Origin of the sequence: Ureibacillus thermosphaericus, from assembly GCF_012396605.1 — a bacterium.
Classification (GTDB): Bacteria; Bacillota; Bacilli; order Bacillales_A; family Planococcaceae; genus Ureibacillus; species Ureibacillus thermosphaericus.
Window position 1 is genome coordinate 35,508 of the sequence record NZ_JAAXPW010000015.1, and the last position, 11,502, is coordinate 47,009.

Below are 11,502 nucleotides of genomic sequence, written 5' to 3' on the forward strand. Positions count from 1 at the left end.
CCTTTTTTTATGTATTCTCTATTTTTATAATAATTACCTTTTATTTTCAAAAAGTTCATGATTTGTTAATAGAGAAATATGTTTTGATAAAAAAGAATTACGTTCTCAACATCAAAGGTATCAGATAAATTTTCTATTAATATCTTCAATAAAGTTAGGTAATCATTTAAAAAGCATTATCTCGAGCAAAAGTCCCAAGATAATGCTTTACTTTGAAATATTATTCAACGCTAATGACTTGGAAGCCTAGTCCATCCGTTGCTTCAAGAGCTCTTTTAATAAAAGTTGCCAATTGCCCTCGAGTTAGTGGAGAAAAAGGACGAAATGTTTCAGGAGTTGTGCCTGTTGTAATTTGATAATCAATCAACGATTGAATATATTGTCTCGTTTCCAGATCATTGATGACATTGACATCTTTAAATGGTGTCGTTGTATTATTCGATACTTGCAAGCCAAAACCTAATGTTACCATTTTTGCAATTTGCGAACGTTTTAACGTATTAGATGGACGAAATGTGCCATCTTGATAGCCTTGTATGATTCCTTTTTGGCTCAGCGCAGCAATAGCACCATAGTATTTGCTTGCTTTAGGTACATCAATAAATCCAGGATCTGCCACGTTCACTGTATCTAAATGTAATGCCTTGGCAATAAATAAAGCCGCTTCTTGTCTTGTTGCTTGTTTATAAGGTTCATATGTTGTCGCACTCGTCCCTTCAACGATACCTTCGTTAATAAGGGTTACAATCGATTCATAATGGGCATCTTTAACAGATACATCAATAAAAGGATTCTCCGCTGCATTGGCTGAAGTTGGAATGTAAATTGCAGCTACGATACCAAAGATGACAACGGATATCCAAAATTTCCTTAGTTTCATGTGGACATTTTCCCCCTATCCTACTCTCTTCAACCATTGTAACCCAAATTATGGTAGGTTTCTATAATAACTATTGACAGAAGGAATATAGAGAGTTTTTTTTTCGATAACACAATGGACCGAACAGAAAACCATTTGTCTCCATTCGGCCCCTCTATTTGGACTTTCCCTGCTATGTCCATCTATGAAGTTTAAGTATTAGTTGTTGGTTGGTAGCCTATGACTAATACTTATTAGCAAAATTACAATTGAGTCTTTATTACTTAAAAGTTCTAAGTAGTTGATGAAATAAAATTATTCTTCAACCATTTCAACAGGAATAACTTCTGTTACTTCAATTTTTTTATCTGTTAAGTCTTTAATATCTGACTCTTCTAATAGCTGTAAAGAAATTGTGTCATCTGCTTCGATAACTAAATCTTCTAGTTTCACGATGACTTTAGTAGCTTTTTCGCTTTCTTCGTCACCCTTGTTGGCATCAATTTTTATTGGAGTAGTTAATGAATCGTCATTGACTAACACTTCAAAGTCAAATATTACTGTTTCGTCATTTAATAATTTGATTTCTTCAGAATAAGTAATTTCAAGTTCTTTTGTTGTTTTATTAAACTTAGCTGAAATTACTGTAGGCGCTTCATTTGTGATTTCTTCAAATTTTACAGTTTTCTTAAATTCAGAAACGAATTGGTTTTCTCTTGTACCTTTTACTTTTTTCGGTTCGATTACAACTTCATATTCACCATTGAACAACGTTTGATTTGTGATTGTTAACGTTTTTCCATCTTCACTTAAGGTAAATGTTAATGAATCAGGTGTTGTTGCATCTTCTTTTGCAATCACTTTTACTTGTTGTAGGTTTTCTTGTGTATTATTAATTGGTTCATTAAATATTACTTCAATCGTTGAAGCTGTAGTGGCATTCACTGACACAACTTTCAATTCATCTTGTTCAGAAACTTGAATTGTGCGATATAAGAATGAAGCAAATTGTCCGCGTGTTACTGTTTCGTTCGGTCTGAATTTTTCAACAATCGAAATTCCTAAGTCACGCAACGCTTGCACTGCTTCTTTTCTATTGTTATCGTTATAAACTTCATCCATGTCCACTACTGTTACATCATCAATCTCTTCAGCTAATTCGATTAATGATACACCAAACATTGCTTCATATACACGATTTAAAGTTAAAGCCATTTGTGAACGGTCCATATTTTTCATGTGCATTAATTTGTTATCTGAACCAAGAAATACGCCATGATCTTTTACTAAAGCTGCGTATTTTACTAACTCTTCGTCTGCAAAGTCCACTGGCAAATCCTTGAATCGTTGTACTGTATCCCAATCTTCTGGTATTTCTTTGCCTTGTTCTTCAAGCCAGCGACCTAACATTTTTACCACATTTCCACGTGTTAATGTGTTATTCGGTTTGTATGTACCATCTTTGTATCCTTTTACGATTCCCATTTCTGCTAAAGCATCGATTGCTTCTTTATGAGTATTATCTTCTACATCAGTAAAAGTTGCCGCTGATACAGCTGGAACGATTGCAGAAGCTACTAATGTCGCCGTAGCTGCCGATGCGAAAAATTTTTTATAATTCATCAACTACTACCCTCCAAGAAATATCATTTTTTTATCATTTTTCTTTGTAAAACGATGCTGATTTCTATCAACAAAATCTAGTATATTAATATTATTTATTTTCGTCAAAGGTAATATTTAGTCGCTAAATATTAGTATAAATATCCATAAAATATCATTTTTTTATCTAGCTCGAATATTATTTTTATTCAATAGAGCTAAGAACATTTTGTTATTTTTTTGATACATTTCCTTTTTTGAAGAAAAAAAGAAAAAGCACAAACTTTCTTAGTTTGTGCTTTTTCTTTTGGGCTACCAACCTGGTATTTCCTAGCGGGAAAAGTAATTTATTGCTATAGAGGAAATAATCCTATATACAATTTTAGTCTATCACTTATAGAAAAAAAGAACAATGAATAAGTTGAATTTCATGAAAAATATTTATCGAAAATAACAAGAAATTGTAATTTCATTTAAGACAAAAAGTAAGAAAAAGAGCTATGACAATACGTCATAGCCCCATTCATTTTTATTTAATTTGTATACGTCTTGAAGGACTCTCATCATCCGGTGAAATTTTTGGCAGTGTAATTTTTAATACCCCATTTTCTAATTCTGCTTCGATTCTGTCTTGATCAATATCGTTTACATAGAATGAACGGTAAAATTCACCGAAATGACGTTCTTTACGGATAATACGATCTTTTTCATCTCGTTCTTCTAAGCGATCATCTCGTTTCGCACGAATTGTTAAATAGTTATTTTCTATATCAATTTGAATGTCATCTTTTGAAAAACCAGGTAAGTCAGCTTGTACAATGTAGGCATCTTTCGTTTCTGTAATATCTGTGCGGAGTGATTTGAAGTCATTGCCGAATGCAGGTAGGAAATCTTGATTAAACATATCATCAAAGGCACTTTTGAAACGTTCAAATAAATCATCATTTCTTCTTCTGAACGGTCTTAAATCGAACATCTCAATTCCTCCCTATTTATAATTTTGTACAAGTACTTGTTACATCTTTATTTTATCCTTTTTTTGCATTTTCATTTGAGCATTTTGTAAATTGAAGGAAATTTATCATATTTTTATCATACTTTTGACATACATTTATTACGGTTTCATCAAAAATTCTCCGCATTTCTGTAATATTTTATTCTCAAAGAAACAGAATGTGCTTTATTTTTTATGAGGAATTTTATTTCTGCGTTTTAAAGTTTAGACTTTTTACTTTTTAAAGAAATAATATTTAAGAAAAAAGTAATTTGTGAAGTAAGCTTTTTAAGCAGATTGATTCATTTTCTTGAGAAGTTGGGTTATTTCATTCAAATGGATACATATAATACATTGATTTTCCTAAGAAAGATTCCTATCTTTGGAAAGGAGGTGTAGGATGTCTCCGAATTTTGATGAGAGCTATATTGTTGGTCTTATTGGGGGATTCTTTGTACTATTAATTCTCGCTGTGATTTGCTATGTAATTACTGCACTTATTTACTTTTTTACAGCAAAAACAAATGGTCCTGAAGATCTTGCATTTTTAGCATGGATTCCTTTAGTAAATGCATATTTACTCTTCGCTTTTGGATCAAAGAAAACGACTCCAGAAGAAGTGAAAAAAGATGCATTAACTTGGATGATTATTTATGCTGTGTTATTTGTGGTGTCATTTATTCCATTTATCGGTTGGTTAGCTTCACTAGCGATGTTTGTAATCTTTATTTATTACAGTTACCGTTTATTTTATCGTTGGACAGGAGAATCAGGGAAAGCCGTATTATTTGTGATTCTTACTATCGTGACATTTAGTATTTTCTTCTACGTATATGGTTTAATCAAAATGAAACAAGAATTTGTTGCTGAATAAAAAAATGGGCTAGAAAGTATTCACAGCGAGTACTTTCTAGCTTGAAATTTGTTTCGACTACCGCAGAAACAACGATTTATTTTTTTAGGAAGTGAAGATGTCCGATATTCAGAAAGTTTTCGATTTTCTAGCCCCCGTTATCGCCAAATATCCACACACTACATCTCATCTTATGTAAGTGCTAGACATTTTTTCAAAGAATGGCTTCAATGCTAGAATTGCGTTGTTGAGTTTTGGTTGGAAACTTTCTACTTTACTTTGACTTTCTCTTGCACCGCCGTGATTGATGTCATTACGCAAATCTAAAATACTATTAAAGGCAGCAAAATTATTCTTATACGGTTGCAGTTTCGATACCATTTCACGAACAAACGGCACATTTTCTTCTTTTACTTTCCATTTTGTTTCAGGAATATTTTCCGATAATATTCTGATGGCTGAATTGATGAGCATTCTTTTCTCACTATCGATTTCATTTATTTGGAAAACTTTACAAATCGCTGTTATACAATTTTCAAGCAACATAGTATATCCCTGTTGAGTTAAATGGTTTTCACTACACCATTTCGCAGAATAAAATAAATTCATTATTTCATCATCACGAAATTCTTCATATTTTTTTTCAATTTCATCTAACAATGGAGCGAGCGGTTTAATTTTTGAAGTTTGTGTATCACGTGCCACTTCAATTTGATTCCGCAGTTCTTGTATTTCTTCTGTGATTTTTAAACTGCGGCAAGTTTGAAAGGATTGTCCAATTCGATTTAATTGTGCAGCTAGTTGATTTAAAGCTTTTACTTTTTGTTTTTCTTCATTAGATGTAGTCCGGTTTTTGAACACTGTACCAGTTTCGCGATTTGTTAATTCTTTTATGGCCGTTGCATCACCAGTTTTTAAGAATTGATCGACACCTATTGTCCAATCTAATAATGTCGCCATGTTTGTTACATCAACGATTAGGGCAGGAATGTCGGGTTGTTTCGGATCAAATAGACCATAGACTATCTTTCGAATCGTCGCTTTTTTAATTAATCGCGCATAATTCAATACAATCAATGCAACAAATGGGATTGATCGAAAACTATGGGTGATGTCAAAATAAATTTCATCTCCCTCTTGAATCTCGGACAAAATTGTATCAAACAAATTCCAGTTTGCTTCTTCATCTTGTGAACTGCTGATTTCTACTAGCTTTACATTTGCCTCTGGGGTAATTCTTTGTAAAGCATTTTCTAATCCTTCAAAAAAGCCTTTTTCATTTTCATGATCTTGCCAATTTTGTGATTTGGCTTCTTTTGTCGCAAAGACGACTAATTCCTGAAGCCCCTCATCTCTCATTTGCTCCAATATTGATGTTTGGATAAACCTTGTCAACGTTGATGTTTTTCCTTCATATTCATAAATACACTCTATGTAATCACCCAAACCTAAAAATGAGAATAAAACTTTTCTTCCCATCCATATGCCTCCTTGCTTTTAATAATCAATGGATGAAACCTCTCGTAAAATTTGTTCCAAACTTAAAATCTTAGACCTTTTTAAAATCTTTTCACAAACTGTGTACTGCGGAAATCGATTCTTCTTTATATATCCCAACACCATTAGATACTTCCCGTTCATATTTATCATGATTCAACCACAAGTAATTGGCGATTAATTCATCTTTCGCCCAATCATATTTATAAGCCAGACGAAATGCGGTTTGCCCGTTGCTCGCTCCTTTATATAAATTGAATAATACTTTACTGCGATCTAAAATTTTAAAATTCTTTTCATGCTTGACTTCATCATTTTCGACGCCTTCTTTTAACTTTTTCACCAACTCACGCATTTGTTGTTTAATGAAAATGGACTGATGGTTATTTTGTTTCATAATTCGTTCTACTTGTTCAGAATAAATATAATTTGTATTGATTAAATGATTATATTTTGAACGCTCAAACAAGAAAAGCCCAAATGGATTTAGCGCAACTAAACCATCTTCTATAGAAAATATCGCATTATATTTTCTGACAATATCCTTTTCATTGTAATTCAGTTCATCCAAATCGATATAATCTTGCTTGCATTTTCTCAACAAATCGCTATTCTTTTGAACAAAGTCATCATCAATATCAAGGGGCATCGGAGGAATTTCAATTAAAATTTGCTGCTCTTCATGTAAATAGGATGTTGGGTAATGTAAAAAGGAGCCTACAATATACCCGAGGGATGTCATCACTTTATAGCCGCCAATGGGAGCAAAACATGTGGAACTTGGATCTCCTTCTGATAATGCCTGGCCTAAAATGTGAAGATAGTTCCCCAATTGTTCTCTAATTAGTTTAGAACTTGATACATTAATATCCGTAAATAAAACTTTTACATCAGCATCCAATTGTTTTTCAAAAATATCCTTCAGTAATGGCACGCAAATATTACTGCCTACCGTGTTCGTAGCAATTAAAATAATCTTCATTTTTTCTGATAGTTTATTATTTTTCATAAGCGTATGAATCATCGAATACTCCGCACTGATAGCATGTGGATTCTTTAACGCCTCTTCAATCTCTTTTCTCCCTTTATCTAGAAACTGATCGATCTTTTTTTTTATATCCGATGTTATCTCTCTAGATTGTAAGGAAGCAGAAATGATACCGTCCATTCTACTTCCTTTTTTGATGGAAAAATAATTATGATTCCCCATTAATAATGAAATCCCACAAGTCATGACAACCGTATTATACATACCCTCATCTCCTCTTTAACTGAGCTGCATCGTTTGCTCAACGAATGTGAACAGATGTATCGTCAGAATCCACTCGGAAGTTTTCATCTTTATAGCGATTCCAAAGAACTTCATGCAATAATAGACCAGTAGAAGATAAACGAAGCTGACCATTGGTTTCTTCAACGAGTCCGTCTAATTCTTTCAACTTTATATTTGAAGGTAGTAATTTAGTAGAAGCAATGCCTAGGTCATAAAGTTCTTTAAAAAGTTTGAAATGCTTCAACCAAAGTTGATAATCGAAAACGACTGGCATTGTTGGCAATTGAACTACCGACGAAAATCCTTCAAATTGATAATAAACAGGAATTTTTAAAACTTGTCCGATGAGTCCGGCAAAAGAAATTTGCGCCTTGTAGCCACCCGTTGCATTAATGACACAATCCTCTTCTCTATTAGGAACGGTTTTCACAATATAAACTATGATTTTTACTAGATTTCGCAATCCTTCTTCTGTAAATTGTTTTGCATTTTGACCATTCAAATGTTCAATGGTAAATACGTGCACATTACGAAACAATGAAGCAAAGTAACTTTTTAATATTAGTTTGATTTTTTCTCCTTCAACCGTATCAGAAGCAAGTAAATATAAATTTTCTTTTTCTACTAAAATATTTTCATGAATCATCGAGTGAATCGATGAAATTTCTGCACATATATTTGTATTATTCTCAAGTTCTTGAATTTTTTTTACGATTTGTTCAATTGGCAGATTCCAATCGATTCCATTTCTATTTAATCCTCCCAAGAGGGAAGTGCCAACCGTTGCAATTATTGTGTTTTTCTTCATACTCTTCCTCCATCTTTGCTTTTACCAGACACTCCATTTAGTAATGGCGCCCGTCACCACACTTCGATACTATATTCCCCAAAACCAAAAGTTGTCTGCTTTCCTATATGACAAAATTGTCCTAAATATAATAAAGGTAGGAGAGTATGAATTTCTGAACCTTTTACTATACTCCACCCTTCAATACCATGTAAAAACATTTCTTGATGCTGTCTTGTGGAAAAGCGTCGATATTTCACTTTTTGATAAGATTGAATAACTTCTTCAACATATTTAGAATGGTTTAAAATTTCTTCATATACATCTCGATCCAATAATTGATTTTGATGGAAATAGAGCAAACTATTAATGCGGCGTAATAGATTTTCAATCATTACATCAAATGATACTTTTTCTTGATACCTTCCATCTACTTGAATTCGAGTAGGAGTATGAAACTGGATTTTTACCTTCTGTACCTTTTTTTCAAAAGGAAATACGATATCACTTAATTTATTCACACGAGCATCTGCAATCCATTCCCCATCATGATAGACAGTAACGGGAATAGGAGCGCCTAGGGATTGGACTTGTTTAATATAAAATTTTTCCATCTTTTCCCCTATGCCATTTAGTCCAAAAGCTCTCATTGCTAAAATGATATCTCGATATTTTTGTATTGCCTTTCCAAATAGAATCATTTCAAATTGATAAGAATCGTTTTTTGTATATTTTCTTTTGAAATTATGGCGAGTTCGAATGATAAGGGGACGGTTGTATGCAATGTATCCAAAACTCTCGTGTTTGATGCCCGTTTGATCTTCATATAGTTGCCTGTAAAACTGGACATGCTCACAATCACAAACTTCTTGATGACATGTACAGACAGCTTTTTTCAACTCATAACCAAGCCCTCCACGTATCGTGATAGCTGGATATGACGGCAAACTCATTTCTTGATATGGGACAATTTCAAAATGTAAATGGCACCATTTCAGTGGAATTTGGTTTGTAAATAAATCTTGCATTTTGAACGTTCCTTTGCACTAAGATAATGAAGGATGGAACAATCTAAATTGTCCATCCTGTAATGCTATTACTGTTTTATTAGCTCTTTAAGTCTTTGAATTTTTTCCGCTTGTTTTGTTCCTTTTTTCACCTTTAGATTCCCTGTCTTTTTCCAATATTCGTATAGAGCTTCGGCTGGTTGAAAATATCCTTGTTCTGCCAATTCAAGTGCTTGCTTATAAACTTCGCCTTTCGATTGATCTTGAGAAGTGACAGATTCGTCTAATTGTAGAATGATTTCTACCAAACGTTCATCGGGTTTTAATAAAGCAAGCCGTTTCGCTTCCTCTTCCTGCCGACGGATTTCTTCCATTTTTCGTTGTTTTTGCTCAAATTGTTCTAAAAATTCGGAAGTAACCTCTTCCACTTTATAAAACTGCCCATAGCCAGTGGAAGTTTTAGCCCCAACTCCACTTTCAAGCAGCATTTTTGTAACCCAATCTTTCAAAATCTTCATCAACTCTTCACTGCTGAAGGAAGATTGCATTCTTTCCTTCCTGTATTTCCGCAAAGTAAATCGAATATCGTAATAGGATGCTTCAATTACTTGCAAACCTGTAAACGGTATTACGGTTTGATTATCTGTAGCCTCAGATTTTCTTTGATAGTAATTCGGAAAATGAACGGTTAATACATCTGGTACTATGTCATAATCTGTTGATGGAAACACATCATAAAACTGCGCTTTTCCTCGATGTTCTTTATCTCCAAAAATATCAATCATTATAGCCTTCACGATTTTTTGTTTTTCATCCAACGTTTTATCTGTCTTTTGATCAAACGGGTCTTCTCCGTTAAAAAATGCTTGTACCACCCAATTGCGCACTAATCCTTTCATGCTTGAAGCTGGAATATAGGGAACACCATATATTTGGTGAATCGTTAAGGTCGATTCAAGCACGTGTATAGCACCTGTGCCAATCAATAATTTTCCTTCTGAAAATGCTCGCAATACAGAAATTTCATTTTGTTTTTGTGTAACAAATAAAACATCATTTAATAGGTTCGTTACTTTCAAAATGTTTTTCTTGTTGCGTTCATGGACGTTCCATTTTTTTATATTAGTATTAAATAACTTTTTCGCGTCTCGACCTTTGTTATTTTCCTTTTTTTGTATTAATGCTGCATAATACATGCCATAAGCTAGATGGTCACATTGATTGGATTTCATATATTCTTCTAAAAGTTCCGACGTATCTTTTGGATGGAAATAGGACACTGTTATTCACCAACCTTATCTTCCGTTTGAACCATACCTTCTACAAATCTGCGCATCCAGTTTAACAGTGCCAAAACTTCCGCAGTCACTTGCTTATATTCATACGAATTTAAATTGATTACTTTCTCTACAAATTCGCTATAATCTTTGTTGTTGTGAAATAAATCTGGAAAAACCTCATCTTCAATCCACTTTTGCACAATACGATATACTTCTCCGTATGCTTTACCTCGTTTGTTATTCTTTTTCGAATAACAAAATGCTAACGTTTGACCTAATCCATTTACTTGAATCATTGTAGGCATGCGTTTGACATAGGAACGAAATTCACTACTTTGAATGTTAGGTTTTTCTACAACTTGTTTTACTTCTTTAAAAGCAAAAGCTGCACGACCATTTTCTATTTTACTTATCGTCATCGTTTATTCCTCCTAAAGCCAAATGATCCGAAGCATTCCACGACCAAGCGTGCTGTTTCCACCAAGTTGGAACACATTTGGCAATATTTCTGGATTTTTTAAGAAGGATGTAACATCATCTGCAGTTTTTAAATCATCCAAGTCGTTAATCTTTCTTACATGACTAGCAAATAAGAAACTATAGAATATCGTCTCAGGCGGAACATTTTCTTCATTCCAAAGAGCCCCAGGTTTTACTGTACCAGTAATTGGGTCGATATTAATTCTTGTATTGACTTCAGTAGATAGTTTTACAAAATCTAAGAAATCGTTATCGTTTAAAAGAACTACCCGCTCCGCAAAGTCACTATCAAAACCTTGAAATAATTTCCCTTGTAAAGTTTCAGCTACTTGCTTCAGTTTTTCACTCTCATTTAACTCAAACGTATACTCTTCTAACACAATTTTATTGTCTCGGATGAACAGCTTATCTGAAGAAACTGAAGGCTCTTGAGGAATCTTCAATCCTTCTAATAGATTGCTACCATATAATTTAAGTTCATTGACAAAACGATTTAATGCATAAGGTGAAGTTACCCATGCAAAAACACCTCTTAACGATTTCACAGGGAAAAATAGAATACGTGCATCTGCCAGTCCAATGGCACTAGCTAAGTTTTCATTTGAAGATTCTTTTGGTGATGCACCAAATACTAAACTCACTTTTTCCAGCAATTGTTGCCTATTTTCATGTAAATCCGCAATATCAGTTACCGTCATTCTTAAAGCTCCTTTTAACGTGGAGCTTTCAATTTTTGGATAACCTGTATGTGATTCCCGCTGGATTGGCAAGTCGACAATACCGACCTCGCTTCCACTTCCAGCATGAACGGAAGATAAGCTATGTAATAAAAATGGTTCTACTTTAGAAAACATCCTTTTCTCCTCTTTC

11 protein-coding genes are annotated in these 11,502 nt (G+C 33.5%); 1 reads left to right on the forward strand and 10 read right to left on the reverse strand.

Annotated features, from left to right (window positions below; all coding sequences use genetic code 11):
• Positions 1 to 220: 220 nt before the first annotated feature.
• From HF990_RS07745 to HF990_RS07755, 3 genes are all read right to left on the reverse strand, one after another.
• Complete coding sequence (locus HF990_RS07745; protein ID WP_168412353.1) at positions 221 to 880, reverse strand: S-layer homology domain-containing protein; 660 nt, start codon at positions 878 to 880, stop codon at positions 221 to 223.
• A gap of 294 nt (positions 881 to 1,174) precedes the next feature.
• On the reverse strand, positions 1,175 to 2,482 hold the full coding sequence (locus HF990_RS07750; RefSeq protein WP_247595858.1) for an S-layer homology domain-containing protein: 1,308 nt from the start codon (positions 2,480 to 2,482) through the stop codon (positions 1,175 to 1,177).
• A gap of 508 nt (positions 2,483 to 2,990) precedes the next feature.
• Positions 2,991 to 3,437 (reverse strand): Hsp20/alpha crystallin family protein, encoded by a 447-nt coding sequence (locus HF990_RS07755; protein ID WP_016839601.1) that lies wholly within the window; start codon positions 3,435 to 3,437, stop codon positions 2,991 to 2,993.
• 418 nt (positions 3,438 to 3,855) lie between these two features.
• Between HF990_RS07755 and HF990_RS07760 the strand changes: the two genes are divergently transcribed.
• On the forward strand, positions 3,856 to 4,329 hold the full coding sequence (locus HF990_RS07760; protein WP_016839602.1) for a hypothetical protein: 474 nt from the start codon (positions 3,856 to 3,858) through the stop codon (positions 4,327 to 4,329).
• 165 nt (positions 4,330 to 4,494) lie between these two features.
• Here the strand turns inward: HF990_RS07760 and csx2 are convergent, their stop codons facing one another.
• From csx2 to cmr4, 7 genes are all read right to left on the reverse strand, one after another.
• Positions 4,495 to 5,787, reverse strand: a complete 1,293-nt coding sequence (gene csx2, locus HF990_RS07765) for a TIGR02221 family CRISPR-associated protein (protein ID WP_168412355.1) — start codon at positions 5,785 to 5,787, stop codon at positions 4,495 to 4,497.
• A gap of 91 nt (positions 5,788 to 5,878) precedes the next feature.
• Positions 5,879 to 7,057 carry a CRISPR-associated protein gene (locus tag HF990_RS07770; RefSeq protein ID WP_168412356.1) on the reverse strand — a complete coding sequence of 393 codons (1,179 nt, stop codon included), beginning with the start codon at positions 7,055 to 7,057 and terminating at the stop codon, positions 5,879 to 5,881.
• 37 nt (positions 7,058 to 7,094) lie between these two features.
• Positions 7,095 to 7,886: a putative CRISPR-associated protein gene (locus HF990_RS07775; RefSeq protein ID WP_168412357.1), complete on the reverse strand. Its 792-nt coding sequence runs from the start codon at positions 7,884 to 7,886 to the stop codon at positions 7,095 to 7,097.
• A 53-nt stretch (positions 7,887 to 7,939) separates the two neighbouring features.
• Positions 7,940 to 8,893, reverse strand: a complete 954-nt coding sequence (cas6, locus tag HF990_RS07780) for a CRISPR system precrRNA processing endoribonuclease RAMP protein Cas6 (RefSeq protein WP_168412358.1) — start codon at positions 8,891 to 8,893, stop codon at positions 7,940 to 7,942.
• A gap of 68 nt (positions 8,894 to 8,961) precedes the next feature.
• Positions 8,962 to 10,152, reverse strand: a complete 1,191-nt coding sequence (gene cmr6 / locus HF990_RS07785) for a type III-B CRISPR module RAMP protein Cmr6 (RefSeq protein WP_168412359.1) — start codon at positions 10,150 to 10,152, stop codon at positions 8,962 to 8,964.
• A 2-nt stretch (positions 10,153 to 10,154) separates the two neighbouring features.
• Positions 10,155 to 10,571 carry a type III-B CRISPR module-associated protein Cmr5 gene (cmr5, locus tag HF990_RS07790; protein WP_168412360.1) on the reverse strand — a complete coding sequence of 139 codons (417 nt, stop codon included), beginning with the start codon at positions 10,569 to 10,571 and terminating at the stop codon, positions 10,155 to 10,157.
• A 12-nt stretch (positions 10,572 to 10,583) separates the two neighbouring features.
• Positions 10,584 to 11,486 carry a type III-B CRISPR module RAMP protein Cmr4 gene (cmr4, locus tag HF990_RS07795; protein ID WP_168412361.1) on the reverse strand — a complete coding sequence of 301 codons (903 nt, stop codon included), beginning with the start codon at positions 11,484 to 11,486 and terminating at the stop codon, positions 10,584 to 10,586.
• Positions 11,487 to 11,502: the final 16 nt, after the last annotated feature.

What these genes read in the sequence shown, in the direction of transcription:
- HF990_RS07745 (WP_168412353.1), bottom strand. Translation starts at nt 880, where the DNA reads ATGAAACTAAGGAAATTTTGGATATCCGTTGTCATCTTTGGTATCGTA.
- cmr4 (WP_168412361.1), bottom strand. Translation starts at nt 11,486, where the DNA reads ATGTTTTCTAAAGTAGAACCATTTTTATTACATAGCTTATCTTCCGTT.
- cmr5 (WP_168412360.1), bottom strand. Translation starts at nt 10,571, where the DNA reads ATGACGATAAGTAAAATAGAAAATGGTCGTGCAGCTTTTGCTTTTAAA.
- HF990_RS07760 (WP_016839602.1), top strand. Translation starts at nt 3,856, where the DNA reads ATGTCTCCGAATTTTGATGAGAGCTATATTGTTGGTCTTATTGGGGGA.
- HF990_RS07775 (WP_168412357.1), bottom strand. Translation starts at nt 7,886, where the DNA reads ATGAAGAAAAACACAATAATTGCAACGGTTGGCACTTCCCTCTTGGGA.
- HF990_RS07770 (WP_168412356.1), bottom strand. Translation starts at nt 7,057, where the DNA reads ATGTATAATACGGTTGTCATGACTTGTGGGATTTCATTATTAATGGGG.
- HF990_RS07750 (WP_247595858.1), bottom strand. Translation starts at nt 2,482, where the DNA reads ATGAATTATAAAAAATTTTTCGCATCGGCAGCTACGGCGACATTAGTA.
- HF990_RS07755 (WP_016839601.1), bottom strand. Translation starts at nt 3,437, where the DNA reads ATGTTCGATTTAAGACCGTTCAGAAGAAGAAATGATGATTTATTTGAA.
- cas6 (WP_168412358.1), bottom strand. Translation starts at nt 8,893, where the DNA reads ATGCAAGATTTATTTACAAACCAAATTCCACTGAAATGGTGCCATTTA.
- csx2 (WP_168412355.1), bottom strand. Translation starts at nt 5,787, where the DNA reads ATGGGAAGAAAAGTTTTATTCTCATTTTTAGGTTTGGGTGATTACATA.